The sequence below is a fragment of the Undibacterium umbellatum genome, assembly GCF_014284125.1.
GTDB classification, from domain to species: domain Bacteria; phylum Pseudomonadota; class Gammaproteobacteria; order Burkholderiales; family Burkholderiaceae_D; genus Undibacterium; species Undibacterium umbellatum.
Genome location: NZ_JACOFX010000005.1, coordinates 156,429 through 174,165, shown reverse-complemented (window position 1 = coordinate 174,165; position 17,737 = coordinate 156,429). Strand labels below are relative to the sequence as shown.

Genomic DNA, 17,737 nt, shown 5'->3' with positions numbered 1-17,737 from the left:
CAAGACTACAGACGCCAGGCTGGCAAGCCAGGCTTCCCGCCCGACTTGCCAGATTGCAGATTGCCATCAGGAAATTACGCTACGCGCGACACTTCCTTGATCACTGTTGTATTTTGAGGCTTCAGTAAAACTGCTTTCTCTGCATGATACGCCTGCATGGCCTTTTCTTTGACATGGCCATAACCGCGTATCTTTTCAGGCAGGCTAGCCAAGGCGACGGCCTGTTCCAGGTTGTCTGTATTCAAACCAGCAGCCAGCTTTTCCATCAAGGCAGTGTATTCAACAATGAGTGCGCGCTCTGCCTTGCGTTCTTCTGTGCGGCCAAAAATATCCAGTGCCGTACCACGCAAGCCCTTGAGTTTGGCCAGCAGCTTGAATGCCTGCCAGACCCAGGAGCCATATTGGGCCTTGACCAGATGACCCTGTCCGTCTTTCTTTGAGAAGATAGGGGGAGCCAGATTGAATTTCAGGCTGAAGTCGCCCTCAAACTGTTGCTTCAGTTTTGCTGTGAAATCGCCATTGGTATACAAACGTGCGACTTCATACTCATCCTTGTAGGCCATGAGTTTGAACGCATACTTGGCGACTGCCATGCTGAATTTGTTACCAGCATTCAATACAGATTCAGCCTTGCGGACTTTATCGACCAAGTCAGCATATTGCTGGGCATAGCCGGCGTTCTGGTAATCGGTCAGTACTGCAATACGGCGCTTGACGAGGGCCTCCAGGCTTTGCGGCATTTGGATGACGACAGGCTGGCCAGGGATGGCGATTTTTTCCACGCGGGCAAAATCCACAGCAGCACGGCGGCCCCAGAGGAAGGCTTTCTTGTTGGCCTCAATCGCCACGCCATTCAGTTCAATAGCGCGCAGCAAGGCTGTTTCAGATACGGGTATTGCACCTTTCTGATAAGCAAAACCGAGCATGAACAGATTGGTGGCAATGGAGTCGCCCATCAAGGCGGTTGCCAGTTTGGTGGCATTGATGAAATCAACATTGCCACCGACTGATTCAGAAATCAGGTGTTCAACTGACTCCAGCGGGAATTGCCAGTCAGGATTCTTGGCAAACGGGCCGGTCGGTTGTTCATGGGTATTGATGACGGCGCGGGTACGGCCTGCGCGCATTTTGGAAATCGCGTCATGTGCACCTGCGGTCAGGATATCGCAGCCCAAAATCAGGTCAGCTTCACCGGTTGCTATACGCTGTGCGCGCAATTTGCCAGCCTGGTTGACGATGCGTATATGCGAAGTCACTGAGCCATTTTTTTGCGACATGCCTGTCATGTCGAGCACAGACGCGCCCTTGCCTTCCAGATGTGCCGCCATGCCCAGCAAGGCACCGACCGTGATCACACCAGTGCCGCCTATGCCGTTCAACAGGATGTTGTATGAGCTTTCACAGGCTGGCAATTGCGGTTCTGGCAGTGCGCCGAAGTCATCTGTCTTTGCCGTACCTGTCTTGGACTTGACCAGCTTGCCACCTTCTACCGTAACGAAGCTGGGGCAGAAACCCTTGACGCAGGAATAATCCTTGTTGCAGGACGACTGATCTATGCTGCGCTTGCGGCCAAATTCTGTTTCCACCGGCATGATGGACGTGCAGTTGGATTGCACACCACAATCTCCACAGCCTTCGCAGACTGCTTCATTGATGAACATGCGCTGGTTAGGGTCAGGGAATTCGCCTTTTTTGCGGCGACGGCGTTTCTCGGCGGCACAGGTCTGATCGTAAATGAGTACGGTCGCGCCGGGGATATCGCGCAATTCACGTTGCACCGCATCCATGTCCTTGCGGTCATGCAGAGTTAAAAAGCTGGGCAGGTTGGAGCGGTCTGTGTAACGTGACAAATCCTCAGTCACCAGGGCGATGCGCTTGACGCCTTCTGCGGCCATCTGTTGCGCCATCATCGGCACGCTGATGATGCCATCGACGGGTTGTCCACCTGTCATCGCTACTGCATCGTTATACAAAATCTTGTAGGTGATATTGACCTTGGCAGCGACTGCTGCGCGTATTGCCAGGTAGCCGGAATGGAAATAAGTGCCATCACCGAGATTCTGGAATACATGCGGCAAAGTCGAGAAAGCTGCCTGGCCTATCCACGGCGCACCTTCGCCACCCATGTGTGTCGTCAGTTTATTGAATTCAGGGTATATCGCAGTCGCCATGACATGGCAACCAATACCGGCCAGTGCCAGGCTGCCTTCCGGCACCTTGGTGGAAGTATTGTGCGGACAGCCCGAGCAATAGTAAGCTGGGCGCGCCGGTGTATTGACTTGCTTGCTAAGGACGACATCCTTGGCTTCCAGAAATGCCAGGCGCGCCTTGATAAGGTCGCTGGTATGGAAACGGGCAATGCGTGAAGAAATCACGCGGGCAATTTGTGCCACCGAGAAATCAGCCTTGGAAGTCAGCAGCCATTCCCCACGCGGATGTACCCATTCGCCTTTTTCATCGAACTTTCCGATGACGCGCGGACGTACATCGTCGCGCCAGTTATATAGCTGCTCTTTAAGCTGATACTCCACCATCTGGCGTTTTTCTTCCACTACCAGTATCTCATCGAGACCCTGGGCAAATTCACGCACACCATCAGGCTCCAGCGGCCAGGGCATGGATACCTTGAACAGGCGTATGCCTATCTCGGCAGCAAATTTTTCATCAATACCCAGTTCTTCCAGCGCTTCCAGCACGTCGAGATAAGACTTGCCGGAGGCGACGATACCGAGGCGCGCCGTCGGGCTGTCTATGGTGACATGATTGAGTTTGTTGATACGGGCATAGGCCAGGGCTGCATAGATTTTGTAATCCTGCATCAGAGCTTCTTGCTTGCGTGCCTGTATGCCCAGGGTATCCAGTGATAAACGAGTGTTCAGGCCACCTTCAGGCATGACAAAGTCTTGCGGTAGCTTGATTTGCAGGCGGAAAGGATCAGCATCGACCGACGAGGTCGATTCCACGGTATCGGCCAGTGCCTTGAAGCCGACTGCGCAGCCAGAAAAGCGCGACATGGCCCAGGCATGCAGACCCAGGTCCAGGTATTCCTGCACATTGCTGGGGTAGAGCATGGGGATCATGCAGGCAGAGAAAATATGGTCAGACTGGTGCGGCAGTGTTGATGAATAGGCGCCATGGTCATCACCGGCCACCAGCAGGACACCACCGTGTTTCGATGTGCCCGCATGGTTCATGTGCTTGAATACGTCAGCACTACGATCGACACCCGGGCCTTTGCCATACCACATGCCAAATACACCATCGTATTTGGCCGGGCCTATCAAATCTACTGTTTGCGAGCCCCAAACTGCCGTTGCGGCCAGGTCTTCATTGACGCCGGGCACGAACTGCACATGGTTTTGCTCCAGCAGTTTTTTGGTTTTCCACAATGTTTCATCCAGACCACCCAGCGGGGAGCCACGATAGCCGGAAATAAATCCCGCCGTATTCAGTCCCGCAGCCTGGTCGCGCTGGCGCTGCATCATGGGCAATCTTACCAAAGCTTGTATGCCTGACAAAAAGATCGTGCCGCTGTTCGACGTATATTTATCGTCAAGTTGCACATCATTCAATTGCGGGGGGCTGGTGATCTGGCTGGCTTCGAGCGCATCCTGGACAGGCTCGGTGTGAACTTCTTTAGCAGAAGACGACGGGGACGGCAGGGACGAGAGTCCAGCAGACTCCATGGTGGTGTCGGATGACATAAGGTGGCTCCAAAATTTGTGATTTAGATCGCAAAGAGCATGCGTTGTATCCGGTAAGACACAATTTTGCTCGGAGCCTATAGCGAGGTATCAGAGATAGGCTCTCGTTGCGTTGGTAGTGATAACTACCATTTTATTCGAATCCTGGACAAAATTCGATGTCAAGACATTACGCCTGTCGTATTTGATTATGTCAAATACAACGGCCATGCCTGCATTTTCTTTCATCCGGATCAAAGAGACATCAAAAGAAGCTTTCGAAATTTCGCTGCAGCGCTTCTTCGACTTCCTTTGAAATCTGCTGTGTTCACAGTGTAGTTGGAATACGTCTTTGTGGAAAATATGGAATTAAAATAGGGGTATCATGAAAAATGATGCCCCTCCAATACAAGTGCAAATCTACGCTCAGGACAAAATGGGCGATGTACTCAAAAATTTGCTAAGTCTTTTTCCATGCAGCACGCAAGCCCAGTGCGAAGAAAATCCCGATTGCCAGCCAGATCACGGAAGCGACTAATTCAAAAGTATCCAGACGACTCAACCAGACACGGTCAATCATGATCAGCGGGAAAAAGATCAGGCCACGCACTATGCAGATAAAAGCTACCACAAACAAACCAGTTCTTAGCAATGGCAGGCGGCGCACAAAACCGGCGGCAGAAAATGCGTACAGGCTGCATAACCACATCAGGGCTGTGATCAGCAAAGTACTCACCGGGGCAAGCCAGGTGCCCAGGCGTGCTGACTCAACCACGGAAGGTGGTGCGTGGAAAAAATAGATCCAGTCTGCACCGCCTATCAGGGCAATGACATGCAGCAAGCCTCCAAGAAAGGCAGAGATGCCTGCCAGTGTCGCCCAGCGTTCTTTTCTAGCTGTAGTCATTTTCCCAGTCGCCAGTATCCAAATAAAGAACGCACATTATTATTCATTATGTCGGGGCATGCAAAAAAACGGGAGCATCAAGCTCCCGAATTCCCCTGTAAGGAAGAAATACTATTCGGCTTTGGTGGAATACATGCCCGCATAGCGTACGCCAAAATACAGGATGAAGGTATAGCAAGCCGCCGGCACATAGAAAGAAAGACTCAGGCCCAGGGTATCCGCCAGATAGCCCTGCAGGAAAGGGACCAGGGCACCACCAACTATCGCCATGCACAATATGCCCGAACCCTGACCAGTGAATTTACCGAGCTTGTTCAAGGCCATGCTGAAGATGGTAGGGAACATGATGGAATTGCACAAACCCACCGCCAATATGGCCCACATTGCCAGCGAACCTTGGCTATAGATGGCAGTTAAAATCAAGATGATGGCGGCAGCAGAATTGAAGGCCAGGGTTTTACCTGGGCTGACTTTGCGCATGACAGCAAAGCCGATGAAACGCCCCACCATGGCACCGCCCCAGTAGAAGCTCACGTAATGGGCTGCAGCCGCTGGCGTCAGGGCTGCTATGTTGGGTTCACCCAGAAAATTGATGAGGAAGCTGCCTATGCTGACCTCGCCACCGACATACAGGAAAATGCCTATGGCGCCCAGCACCAGATGACGATGCGACAACACCGATGCATTGTCACTGCTGGTGTCAGTGTTGACTTCTTCCGTATGGGTGATTTTGGGCAAGCGGGCAAAGGCAAACAGAATCGCCAGCAACAGCAAGGCCGCAGCCAGCAAGAGGTAAGGCATTTGTACAGCAGCGGCAGCTCTGCCGTGATAAGCGGCTTGCTCTGCTGCGGGCAATGCATTGAGTTCCACAACAGTAAGTGCCGCACCAGACAGGATCAGGATGCCACCAAAAATCGGCGCTACCGTTGTCCCAAGAGAGTTGAAAGCCTGCGTCAACGTCAGACGACTGGATGCTGTCCTGGCATCGCCCAGTACCGTAACATAGGGATTAGCCGCCACCTGCAAGATCGTGATGCCCGACGCCAGCACAAAAAATGCCAGCAAGAACAAGGCATAGCTACCCATGGAAGCTGGATAAAACATGGCGCAGCCACCCGCGGCGATGACCAGGCCAGTGACAGCACCATTTTGATAACCTATCTTCCTGATCAGCATGCCTGCCGGTACGGAGACAATGAAGTAAGCACCAAAGAAACAAAATTGCACCAGCGTGGCTTGCACATAGCTGAGAGTGTAAATGGATTTCAGATGCGGGATCAGCACATCATTGAGTGAAGTCAGCAGACCCCACATGAAGAACAGGATAGTCACGATGACCAGAGAGCTGGTCTGGCTCCTGGCTTGGCTGTCAGGTAATGCCGTCGAGGTAACGGATAAGGAATTTTCCATCATGGTCTCCAGTTATTTATTATTCTCTTGCTCAAGATGCCTGGCCAGCATGGCTGAAACACCCAGGAAAGCGGGATATTCTTCAGTAATCAAATAAGTCGGTATTTGTGCCAGGTAGTTGCCCAGCCTGCCTTTGGCAACAAAGCGTTCCCGGAAGGCAGATGCGGCAAACAGTGGCCCCAGCTTGGGGACTATGCCACCGCCTATATACATGCCGCCAGTAGCGCCCAAAGTCAGGGCAACATTGCCAGCCATGCTGCCGAGTATGGCGCAGAAGTGCTCTACCGTACGCAGGCATGCACTGCAACTGCCATCCAGCGCCCTGTGCGTAATCTCGGCAGCGCTCAGGGTCTTGCCGGAGATGGCAGCAAAAATCAGCTCCAGGCCCTTGCCAGACAAGAGACGCTCTGCCGACACATGCTGATACTGTTGCCACAGGCTTTGCAATATCTGCACCTCTTCATTATTGGCGGGTGCAAAACTGGCATGCCCGCCTTCGCTGGCCAAAGGTGCCCATGATTTGCCAGCCGGGACAATGCCTGACACACCCAGGCCAGTGCCAGCGCCAATGAGACCGATGGTACGTTCAGGCTGCTCTACGCCTCCACCGATTTGCTGGCGCTGGCTGGCACCGAGGTAAGGCAAAGCCATGGCCAGGGCAGTAAAATCATTCATGACCAACAGGGTACTGAAGTCCAGTTGCTGGCGCACGGCAGCAATTGAAAAACTCCAGTGATGATTGGTCATGCGGATGCTGTCGCCATTGACAGGGTTGGCGATGGCAATCGCCGCATGCCTGATGCGCAGCTCAGCATTGTCCGACACCTGTTGAACTTCAGGGCTGGCAAGATAGCTTTGCATGGCATCAGACAAACCGGGGAAGTCAGCGCAGGCCAGCACCCTGACTGCAACAAACTGGCGCTCAGCCGTCTCCAGTGCGAAACGGGCATTGGTGCCACCTATGTCTGCCAGCAAGCGTGGGTAGGTCTGATTGCCCATCATTTCAACTCTGTGCAATTTAACGCATCCTGGTCCTTGGCCGCACCGCCGACAATTTGTATATTCGTGAAAGCGGCGCTAAATGTCGATGTGGTACTGATGCTGAATGGAACATCAACATGATGCAATTTCACACCTTTGGCAACGAAGCAGGAGAGTGGTATCTTGACCGTCTGCTTTTCTTTTTTGCCAGCCAGGCGCTTGAAGGCATCTGTCACATCCAGCGTAGCGACACAGTTATTCCCACAGTGCATGGAAAGACTGACCGCAGCTGCGGGTGCAGTCGCAACGATAGTATCAAATGTCAGCGCCCCATCCTTGCTGGCGAAAGCCGGCAGAGCTCTGGCATGGGCAGCACGTGCCTCCACTCTTGCCGCAGCACTCCAGCTAACGAGTTTGGCATCTTGCTGGCTATTCACCTGTGAAGTCTGGACACTGATGCCTGGCATGTTCAATACCCGGTTCAAATCTGCACCGACTGCTTGCTGTTCAGTGCCGCTGACGACATACAGAGGATAAGTTGCACGGTCAGCCTGATTAAATACTGGATAGGCGTTGGTCACGCCACAGCCACCAGATGGATATTTGCTGTCGAGTTTCCCTAATTTTGTCTTGCTGGAATAGGTAAGTCCATAGCCGAATTTGAACAGAGGCGAGTAGTTTGGCTCATCAAAATTCAGGCTGGTCTGGCAGACAGATTTGGGCCAGGAAAATGACAGCGTGCCCCTGAAGTCATGCGCCACTTTGCCATCTGCTGCACGGAACAAGACATCCGCCACACCCTTACCTTCCGAACCTGGCAGCCATGCAGCCACAAAGCTATCAGACAAGTTCATGAGGTCATTCACGTACAAGGGGCGACCAGAGACAAACACCGTCACTACCGGCTTGCCTTTGCCTGCCACGGCCCGTAGGACGGCCAGGTCTTCAGGATAACTGCCACTATGTCGGAGCGTACCAGCCGGTCCTATGTCACCATACATTTCTGCATACGGTGTTTCACCGATAACGGCAATCACGGCATCAAAACGGCTAACGTCCACACCCTTGGCATCTGCACTGAACTCGACATTGGCTTCACCCACGGCTGCCTTGATGCCTGTCAGTATCGAATCAGCATTCGGGAAATCAGTATTCTTATTGTCAGTTCCCTGCCAGGTCAGCGACCAGCCGCCAGTCTGGTTGGAGATATCGTCAGCGGTCTTGCCAACGACCAGGATTTTTTTGTTGCGTGCCAGTGGCAAAGTTGCGCTGTCGTTCTTCAACAAAACCAGGGACTCACGCACTGCCTGTCTGGCCAGTTCACGGTCTTGCAAGGCTTCCTGCTTGCCCGCATAGATATTGTCAGAAGGTTTTTTGCCGAACAAGCCAGCGCGCAATTTGACGCGGATGATACGCATCACCGCATCATCTATCCTGCTCATGGGGATTTCACCCGACTTGACCTGGGCGATGGTATTGCTGATGAACGCCTTCCAGGCATCCGGCACCATCACCATGTCGATACCGGCATTGATCGCTTGTGGACAACTGTCATTACGACAGCCTGGTACTTCACCTATGCCATCCCAGTCCGTGACGACGAAACCATCAAAGCCCATTTTTTGTTTCAGCACATCCGTCAGTAACGCCTTGCTGCCGTGCATTTTTCCGTAGTTTGCACCCGCGGCTTTATCGTTCCAACTATTGTAAGAAGCCATGACGGTTTGAGCGCCAGCAGCCAATGCAGTCAGATAGCCCTGTGCGTGCGTATTGAGCATCTGCGCATTGGTGGAAAGGTTCACACCTCTGTCCTTACCCTGATCAGTGCCACCATCACCCATGAAATGCTTGGCCGTGGCCACGACATTAGCTTCATCCATGAATGAGCCTTGCAGGCCCTTGACATATTCACCCGCATACTGGCGCACCAGCGCACTGTCTTCTGAAAAACTTTCGTAAGTACGCCCCCACCTGTCATCACGTACCACCGCTATCGTAGGCCCAAACACCCAGGCGATGCCGGTGGCTCGCACAGACTTGCCCATGGAGCGCCCTATCTGGCCAACCAGTTGTGGATTGCGGGCTGCACCCAGACCTATATTGTGCGGAAACAGCGTGGCACCGTAGACATTGCTATTGCCATGTATCGCATCTATGCCCCAGATGACGGGGATCTTGACTGGCATATCAGTTGCCATCGAAGCTGCATGATATTTATCAGCTAGAGCCACCCAATCAGCCGCCGAGCCACGTTTATTGTCGCGATCTGGCCAACTGCCACCACCGTTCAAGACAGAGCCCAGGTAATAGCGTCGCACATCATCTGGTGTGATCGACTTGATTTCCGGTTGCGTCATCTGGCCTATCTTCTGTTCCAGAGTCATGCCCGCGACGATGGCTGCGACTTTTGCCTCAATTGCCGGGTCTTTGCCAATTACACTCTTGATAGACGGCCAGGCGGCCAGATCATTGGCAGGCATCTTACCCGGTCCATACTTTGTTGCAGTATCCGCCGCGCTGACATTGCCTGCCATACATCCCAGCAAGAGTGCAGAACTTAGTCCAACTACGTTGTTTTTCAATTTCATCATGGTGTGCTCTTTTATAGAAGGAATCGGTGGATTCGCTTTTTGTCTCTTTGTTGATGAGGACTACTTAATTATCAATATGTATGCCAATAATCGTGTCTATAGCCGGCATTCAATTTTATAAGCCAACTTTTTCGCTTAATTCTTGCGCTTATATACGCGCACATAATCCACCAGCATCTGTTGCGGGAAAACAGTACCCGCATCCGGCGTACCAGGCCAGTCACCACCGACGGCCAGGTTGAGTATGATAAAAAATGGATGATCGAATACCCATTTCCCGGCCAGCTGATCGGGGCGCACGCTATGGTATTGCTGGTCGTCGACATACCAGCGTATCTCTGTCGTTTCCCACTCTACTGCAAACAGATGGTAGTCATCGGCAAACCTGCCGCTACTCAGGTGGTAGGCCTTGCCATGACCATTCGCACCAGAATATCCAGGGCCATGCACCGTACCATGGATGCTTGCAGGCTCTTTTCCTATGTTTTCGATGATGTCGATTTCGCCGCTACCTGGCCAGCCTGCGGCATTCATATTATTGCCCAGCATCCAGAAAGCAGGCCAGATACCCTGGCCGGCTGGAATTTTTATGCGGGCCTCAAAGCGGCCATAAGTGCTTTCCCGCAAACCTGCAGTCTTGATGCGTGCAGAAGTAAATTCACGTCCGGAATAGTTTTCCTTTCGGGCCTCCAGTATCAGTTTTCCACCTGCCAGACGAAGGTTGTCGGGCCGTTTGGTGTAGAACTGCAGTTCATGATTACCCCAGCCATCACCACCAATTTCTTCTTGCCATTTTGCTTGATCCAGCGAGTTGCCATCGAACTCGTCTTGCCAGAGCAATTCCCAGGCTGGCTTACTGACAACTGCAACATCCACCACAGGTGCGGCAGCCTGGCTGGCGCTACCGCCGCAAGCGCTTATAGCCAGGGCACCAAGCAAACTAATGAATGAAAAAAAATTCTTCATTGATGCTATCTCTCCAGAAATAGGGCGGGACTGATTTCCCAGACTCGCCCGTCTGACCAGCAACTGGCTAATGATCAGTAACTCATACCCACACGCACGCCATAAGAACGCTGATCTATAAAGCTGGCCCCCATTTTTCCACCGCCTGCATTCCAGCCATTGGTCTTGGCTTTGGCATCGGTGAAGTTACGTACATAGGCCTCGATAAACCATTTGTCATTTGGCGCCACCAGCTTGAGTGATACATCGCCCTTGGCATAGGCTTTTTGTGTCAGACCGATATGGGCATTTTCAAAATTGCGCAAATCAAAATAAACCTTGTCTTGCCAGCGCATGCCTATCCATGGTGTCAGGGTATAACCATTGTCGAGTGCAAACTCTTGCGAGAAGTTCATGCCAAAGGTGAACTTGGGCGCATTCGGCATTTGATTGCCTTCCAGGTTATAGGCACGGCGACCACGCAATCTGTCATCGGTACCCAGATAAACTGCCGGACAAGGAACCGCACCAAATTCTGCACGCTGGTCACAGGCATAGCCATCATCATAAGAATCATAATCATGGATCACGCTTTTCAGGTAACTGAAGAAGCCACCAAGTTTGGCACCGGGCCATGGACGATAATCCCACTCGGTTTCTATACCCGACAAATTGACCTTGGCGACGTTGACGGTTTGCCATGCGGTTGCCACATCACAAGTCGGCGCCCATGATGGGCAAGGCAAGTTGTCTGGTGTCGTGACCTTGGCCAGGAAGTTGCTGCCGGTTTGCTGCATGTCTTTATACTGCATGGCAAACAGAACCACGGACAAGGCCAGACGGTTATCCAGCAATTTGCCTTTGTAGCCCAATTCAAAATTGGTGACTGTTTCTGGCTTGTAGGTCAGATAGGTAATCTGCTCTTTTTTATTGTCACCATACACGCAGGTAGTCTGGCCGCACTTGTTCGTACGGTCACCAAAGCCGCCGGATTTATAACCGGTAGCCAGGGCTGCATACACCATGTCGCTTGGTGTCAGTTGTGCCTGCAGGCCAAGGCGATAGGTGCCTTTGCTCCAGCTGTCGCTATGGTCATTATTGGTGCCAGGGCCATAGCCTGCGTAAGCCGCAGCACCGCCCATGGACCCCATTTGCGGCGTGATCTGGTTACCATTCGGTGTACGGTAACTATCAGTACCTGGGATGCCGTAATTAAACATGCCATTGTAGTAGCCATAGCTTTGGCCGCCCCAGCTATTGCCACCGTAATTCATGCCGCCTACGTCGGTCTTGGTATCACGGGTGTAACGTGCACCCACCGTGGCCGTCAGGACTGGGGTGAATTTCCAGTCAGCCTGTGCAAACAAGGCCTTGGAATCGATTTGACGGTCAGGCTGGGCGTAGAACTGGCTGATAGGAATGTTGTTGGGGCCATAGTGCATTTGTTCCTGGCCAAAATTGATGGCATTCTTTTCATGCATCCAGAAAGCGCCAGCCACATACTGCCAGTTATCAAAACTCTGTTTCAGTTGAAGCTCATGCACGGTAGAGAGGTATTTAGAATCCAGCGTGCGCGTGAGGTTATCCGAGATAGGCCAGACTGACCAGTTGCCATCTACCGGATTGCGACCAGTGACTTCAAAGGCATAGGGTGAGACACCACCATCATCGTCATGCAACTGGCTGCGTTTCTGGTTCGCGTAGACAAAGCCATATTCCAGCGTGGTGTTCTTGTTCATGTTCCAGATAGCCTTGGAGCGCACTGTGTCTATCGACATATCCACTTTGCCTGGCACATTGATGAGCACATCATATTGACCACGTACACAAGCCCAGCGCGTGCCAGCGGACTGATCGCAGTCACGCATGCCGATGTAGCCTGCGCCAGAATCCTGGAAATGTTCATAGGCGAGTTGCCATTCCAGGTCATTATTGATTTTCAGCCTGGCAGCCAGACGCCCTGCCCACTGGTTCTGGTTATTGTAACCATCCGCCTTGGAAACTTTACTATTGAAGCGCTGGGTCACGTCAGGTATGCCATCCGGTTTCCAGCCTAGTGCCGGGATATTCGCTTCCGAGAAATCCTGCATCTGATTGAACGGGCTGTCCCTGGTGACTTTCATTAAGGTGGCACGCAGGGCCAGGTTATCACTGACTGCAATATTCTGTATGACATTGATATTGCGCAAGTTCAGGCGGCCGGTTTCAAATGAAGCACTGCCATAGGTAGATCCAAATTCTGGTTTGGCCGGGATGATATTGATACTGCCTGCGGTCGAATTGCGGCCAAACAAAGTACCTTGCGGGCCGCGCAAGACTTCTACCTGGTCCAGGTCAAACATCAGCGCCTGTGCGCCTTGTGGGCGTGGCGAGTACAGGCCATCAATATGCAAGCCTGCTGAAGGATCACCAATTTCGGTGAAATTGGTGGCAGTAATACCGCGTATGGTGATCTTGACGGCGGAGTCATTGGCCTGGCCATCCATCTGCACATTTGGCAATTCGCCAGAGATGCCAGCAAGATTTGTGATGCCTTGTTTGCTCAGTTTTTCCTGGCTGAAGGCAGTCACTGCCAATGGCGTTTTCAACAAGGATGTGGCACGGCGAGTAGCGGTAACGGTAACTTCCTGCACTTCAGATTTATCTGCATCTGATTTTTTTGCTTTGGATTTGCTTTCGACTTCTGCTGTTTTGCTGCTTTCCTGATCTTGTGCCCAGGTGTATGTAGTCAGTTGTGCGCAGGCGCTGGCGACTGCCAGGCTGATCAGGGTACGCTTGGTTATTTGATGAAACATCATGTCTCCCATATTATTTTCAGTTATCGGCGGACAGTAGTGAACTGTAACAGTGGTCGCCGTGGTCCGTGCATGGATTTACATGCCGGTTTTACTGGTATTTTTTATTACTGATATTTTTTGGCTGGCATCTTTCGTGCCATGCACACATCTTGCTGAAATACTGTCTTGCTAATCCCATTTAATGGGAAGGTTTCCAATTTTACTGAAAAAACATAGTGCAACCCCCGTTTCTATTTGTCAATAAAAATGCACCCTGCACTGCGCCATGTGTTGATGTCTGCTTGGACGCGTCATGCGACAGAAGATGCCCTGATTGGTGTAGCTGACCTGCTGGTTTCTGCTGCTGTATCTGCTTTCCGCAAAAAATCTTTGTACCAATGTGCACTCAGTTTGGGCGTGCGCTCTTGCGTAGCAAAATCTACGTAGACGATGCCAAAGCGCCGGGAGCAACCTTCTGCCCATTCGAAGTTGTCCAGCAAACTCCAGAGAAAATATCCTTTCACCTGGCAACCCAGACGAATGGCTTCCTTTACGGCCAGCAAGTGGCGTATCAGGTAGTCACGGCGCAGTTCATCCCGCACTTCGCCATTGGCGTCGATATGATCATCATAGGTGGCCCCGTTTTCAGTGATGTACATGGCATGCGGCTGGTAGTCATCTTGTATGCGTTTCAGCAAGCTGGTCATGCCCTCTGGTGCGATTTCCCAGCCGAAGGCGGTGCGCTCTACACCAACAGCATCAACCAGGCGTGTATTCAACGGGGAAGCACCGGGTGCATGTTCTATGATTTCTGGGAAATAGAAATTCACTCCCAAAAAATCGGTGGCGACTGCCATTGCCTGCATATCACCTTCGTGCACCGCTGGGGCATAATCCCCCAGCGCTTTCCACACATCCTGGGGGTAACCACGTCCATACAATGGATCCAGATACCAGCGGTTACGCAAGCCATCATGCAGACGCGCCGCTGCGAAATCTTCCGGCTTGTCGCTGGCTGCCGAGATAGGGTGCAGATTCAGAGCCAGACCTATACTGGCATCCGGGACATTGGCGCGTATGACGGGCGTCGCCAGGCCATGCGATAACAACACATGGTGGCAAACCTGGATGGCTGTCTTGAAGTTTTTGATGCCCGGTGCATGTATGCCATCGGCATGACCCAGCATGGCAGTACACCATGGTTCGTTATGGGTAATCCAGTGCTTGACCCTGTCACCCAGATGCTTGCTCATGACATCGGCAAATTCAACAAAGGCATGCACGGTGTCGCGCTCCAGCCAGCCGCCCTGGTCTTGCAGGTATTGCGGCAAATCCCAGTGGTAGAGGGTTGCCCATGGTTGCAGGCCGCGTTCCAGCATGCCATCCACCAGACGTGCATAAAATGCCAGCCCTTCTGGATTGGGAGCACTGCCAGGGCCGGAAAATATGCGTGGCCAGGAAATGGAAAATCGATAGGCATTGCTTCCCAAATCCTGCGCTATGTCCAGGTCTTCAGGCCAGTGATGATAGTGGTCACAGGCCATGGAGCCATTGCTGCCATCACGTATGGTGCCAGGCTGCTCACAGAAACTATCCCAGATGGAAGCAACCCTGCCACCCTCGGCTGCGGCCCCTTCTATCTGGTAAGCAGAAGTTGCCGTACCCCACAAGAAGTCGCTAGTAAAATCTGTGCGTCGCAATTGCAAACCAGGTGCCGCGCCAGGATGAAGAAGACTTTTGCTCATATTTTGCGTACTCACTAAAGGTGAATCAAATTAGTAATTTAAAATCCAAGTTATTGGAAACGTTTCCAATTGCAATTAAAAAATTTTGAGCATTCGCTGCTCATCATTTTTCATATAGTACAAACTCTTGTCCGCACGCTAGACATTGTTGCAGGACAGCGCTTTTTTGGCCTCACTACCCGCCCTTCCTGTTCTATTTATTGAACAGTCAGACAGCTTTTAAGCATCCAGCTACTTACCGCATGGAAAACTGGATTTCCAGCATCTGCATCCTTCATTAATTACATATTAATTCTTATGGAAAGGTTTCCATGTTTTCATAAAAAAAATGAACAGTCAAGAAATTCCATTCATTCTTTTTATTTTATTTGCAGCATTTCCACAACACATTCCGCAGGGAAATTTCAATCATCTGAAAAGCCCAGATCAAAACAATTTGTTCGCGGCTAAAACCGCTCCTGCGAAATGAGGGAAGCTCTGATTAAGGCCATTTTTAACCCATTCCAAATGATAAAAAACAGTCGTCTCAACCGGCTTTGCGCTTCTGTGGTGCTGGCTTGGCAAGGGAAGCGCGCATGGTTAGCTTGATAGGGTAGTCGCGCACCACCGGCCGTTTCATGTCATAACATCGGTTCAACAATTCATTTAAGGCGCTGAGGGTGACATCACTCCATGGTATATGCACAGAAGTCAGCGGTGGCGCCGCATAAGCTGCGCTCATGGTGTCATCGTAGCCTATGACAGACACGTCATGCGGCACTGAAATACCGGCTTGCTGGAAGTAAGACAAAGCTCCCAGGGCCATTTCATCATTGGCGCAAAACAAGGCTGTGAAGGCGTGGCCGGAATCCAGTAATTCCTTGGTGCAATTCCAGCCACCTTCTGGCGAAAAATCACTTTCGGCTATCCACATGTCTGCGGTATTGATGCCTGCCCGGCTCAACTCACCAAGGAAGCCGTTGATACGCTCCACGTTATCCGGTGAGCTTGCGGGCCCGGCAATGACGGCGATTTTCTTGTGTTTGTATTCGAGTAATGCACGAGCAGCCATAACACCACCATAGACATGGTCGGCAGAAAAACACTGTTCGGCGATGGTTTCTGATTCGTGGTTCAGGACTACCAGACGGTCACGCTTGGTGCCAAGGATGGAAAAATCCTCATCCGTGAGCACATTACTCATGACGATGAGACCATCACAACCACGCTCCATCAAAAATTCTATGCCCTCTATACCCTGACGCCGTTCATCGCCTATGCCGACACCAAAGGCAACCACCATATGCAAACCAGCCAGGCGTAATTCTGTATCGATGGATTGCAGGATGGGCATGTAGAAGGTGCCCTTGAGCACAGGGATATACACCCCTATCATTTGCGAGCTACCAGACAACAGACTACGGGCCGCATGAGAAGGACGAAAATCGAGCTCGGCTATCGCCTTTCTGACACGTTCCCCGGTTTTGGCCGACACAGACCCCCTGCCACTGACCACGCGCGAAGCCGTCCCCAATCCCACACCCGCCAGGCGGGCCACATCCTTGATTGTCGCCACTTGATTCTTTTCCCAAATTATTGATTAGCCCAGTATATAAAATATTTACCCTGCCTGTTGTGAACAATTTTCAGCGACTATAAGCGCAAGCCTGATGTCGCCTCAAACAGAGACACCCTGCCAGCATCAATATCGAAACTCACGACCTCACCCACGCTGAAGTTGCGGTTGTCATGATCCAGCAAACACAGTTGCTGACTACCCACATTCAGCCACAGCAATTGGTGGTTTCCCATAGGCTCGACCAGGCTCAATTGGCCACTGTATGCGCCATTTTCCCGCATTTGCATATGCTCTGGCCGGATGCCCAGCACCACCCTTTCAGGTTCTGGCTTTTGCGCATCGCAGACATAAGCCGACATGTTCAGCTCCATGTGCTCGCTGATGAAACTCTTGTCAGCGCCAAGTTTGCCCGGAATGAAGTTCATCGCAGGTGCGCCCAGAAAGCCAGCCACAAACATATTGGCCGGACGTTCATACACCTCTGTGGGCGTACCCAGTTGCTGTATCTTTCCTGCCCGCATGACGACGATGCGGCTGGCCAGCGTCATTGCCTCTACCTGATCATGCGTGACGTACAGCATGGTGGAACCCAGATTCTGATGCAAGAGCTTGAGTTCACGCCGCAGTTCAGTACGCAACTTGGCATCCAGATTGGAGAGTGGCTCATCGAACAAAAAGACCCTGGCTTCCCTGACCAGTGCACGGCCTATAGCCACCCTTTGTCTTTGGCCACCGGACAATTGCGCAGGCTTACGTTGCAGTAAACTTTGCAATTGCAGCATCTCGGCTACACGTGCTATACGCTCTTGTATCTCCGCTTTTGGCACGCCATTGATGCGCAAACCAAAAGACATATTCTTTTCCACCGTCATGGTAGGGTATAGGGCATAGGATTGAAACACCATGCCTATTTGCCTGTCACTGGGTTCTGCATCGCTGACATCGATACCAGCAATTTCTATGCTGCCTGCTGCAATATCGATCAAGCCGGCAATGCTGTGCAGCAAGGTTGATTTACCGCAACCAGACGGTCCCAGCAAGACCAGGAACTCGCCTTCTTCAACATCGAGATCCAGTTGCTCTATGATCTTTTGACCACCCAACTCTATACCCAGATTCTTGAGACTTACATATGCCATGCAC

The 17,737-nt window shown here is 51.8% G+C and carries 10 protein-coding genes; all 10 read right to left on the bottom strand.

What is annotated here, in order from left to right; all coding sequences use genetic code 11:
- Positions 1–74: 74 nt before the first annotated feature.
- Complete coding sequence (locus H8L47_RS12475; RefSeq protein ID WP_230413708.1) at positions 75–3,704, bottom strand: indolepyruvate ferredoxin oxidoreductase family protein; 3,630 nt, start codon at positions 3,702–3,704, stop codon at positions 75–77.
- A gap of 439 nt (positions 3,705–4,143) precedes the next feature.
- On the bottom strand, positions 4,144–4,587 hold the full coding sequence (locus H8L47_RS12470) for a hypothetical protein (protein WP_186953920.1): 444 nt from the start codon (positions 4,585–4,587) through the stop codon (positions 4,144–4,146).
- Between the two features lie 111 nt (positions 4,588–4,698).
- Positions 4,699–5,997, bottom strand: coding sequence for a sugar MFS transporter (locus tag H8L47_RS12465; RefSeq protein WP_186953919.1), 1,299 nt, complete (start codon positions 5,995–5,997; stop codon positions 4,699–4,701).
- A gap of 12 nt (positions 5,998–6,009) precedes the next feature.
- Positions 6,010–6,999, bottom strand: a complete 990-nt coding sequence (locus H8L47_RS12460) for a glucokinase (protein WP_186953918.1) — start codon at positions 6,997–6,999, stop codon at positions 6,010–6,012.
- Positions 6,996–9,569, bottom strand: coding sequence for a glycoside hydrolase family 3 protein (locus H8L47_RS12455; RefSeq protein ID WP_230413707.1), 2,574 nt, complete (start codon positions 9,567–9,569; stop codon positions 6,996–6,998). Before H8L47_RS12455 ends, H8L47_RS12460 begins: the two co-directional genes overlap by 4 nt.
- Positions 9,570–9,704: 135 nt before the next feature.
- On the bottom strand, positions 9,705–10,535 hold the full coding sequence (locus tag H8L47_RS12450) for a glycoside hydrolase family 16 protein (RefSeq protein ID WP_186953917.1): 831 nt from the start codon (positions 10,533–10,535) through the stop codon (positions 9,705–9,707).
- Positions 10,536–10,609: 74 nt separating this feature from the next.
- Positions 10,610–13,309, bottom strand: a complete 2,700-nt coding sequence (locus tag H8L47_RS12445; protein WP_186953916.1) for a TonB-dependent receptor — start codon at positions 13,307–13,309, stop codon at positions 10,610–10,612.
- Positions 13,310–13,602: 293 nt separating this feature from the next.
- Positions 13,603–15,036 carry a GH1 family beta-glucosidase gene (locus H8L47_RS12440; protein ID WP_186953915.1) on the bottom strand — a complete coding sequence of 478 codons (1,434 nt, stop codon included), beginning with the start codon at positions 15,034–15,036 and terminating at the stop codon, positions 13,603–13,605.
- A 526-nt stretch (positions 15,037–15,562) separates the two neighbouring features.
- Positions 15,563–16,591 carry a LacI family DNA-binding transcriptional regulator gene (locus tag H8L47_RS12435; RefSeq protein ID WP_186953914.1) on the bottom strand — a complete coding sequence of 343 codons (1,029 nt, stop codon included), beginning with the start codon at positions 16,589–16,591 and terminating at the stop codon, positions 15,563–15,565.
- A gap of 77 nt (positions 16,592–16,668) precedes the next feature.
- Entirely contained in the window at positions 16,669–17,733 is a 1,065-nt protein-coding gene (locus H8L47_RS12430) for an ABC transporter ATP-binding protein (protein WP_186953913.1), read from the bottom strand.
- Between the last annotated feature and the right edge of the window lie 4 nt (positions 17,734–17,737).

What these genes read in the sequence shown, in the direction of transcription:
- H8L47_RS12475 (WP_230413708.1), bottom strand. Translation starts at nt 3,704, where the DNA reads ATGTCATCCGACACCACCATGGAGTCTGCTGGACTCTCGTCCCTGCCG.
- H8L47_RS12470 (WP_186953920.1), bottom strand. Translation starts at nt 4,587, where the DNA reads ATGACTACAGCTAGAAAAGAACGCTGGGCGACACTGGCAGGCATCTCT.
- H8L47_RS12465 (WP_186953919.1), bottom strand. Translation starts at nt 5,997, where the DNA reads ATGGAAAATTCCTTATCCGTTACCTCGACGGCATTACCTGACAGCCAA.
- H8L47_RS12460 (WP_186953918.1), bottom strand. Translation starts at nt 6,999, where the DNA reads ATGATGGGCAATCAGACCTACCCACGCTTGCTGGCAGACATAGGTGGC.
- H8L47_RS12455 (WP_230413707.1), bottom strand. Translation starts at nt 9,569, where the DNA reads ATGATGAAATTGAAAAACAACGTAGTTGGACTAAGTTCTGCACTCTTG.
- H8L47_RS12450 (WP_186953917.1), bottom strand. Translation starts at nt 10,535, where the DNA reads ATGAAGAATTTTTTTTCATTCATTAGTTTGCTTGGTGCCCTGGCTATA.
- H8L47_RS12445 (WP_186953916.1), bottom strand. Translation starts at nt 13,309, where the DNA reads ATGTTTCATCAAATAACCAAGCGTACCCTGATCAGCCTGGCAGTCGCC.
- H8L47_RS12440 (WP_186953915.1), bottom strand. Translation starts at nt 15,036, where the DNA reads ATGAGCAAAAGTCTTCTTCATCCTGGCGCGGCACCTGGTTTGCAATTG.
- H8L47_RS12430 (WP_186953913.1), bottom strand. Translation starts at nt 17,733, where the DNA reads ATGGCATATGTAAGTCTCAAGAATCTGGGTATAGAGTTGGGTGGTCAA.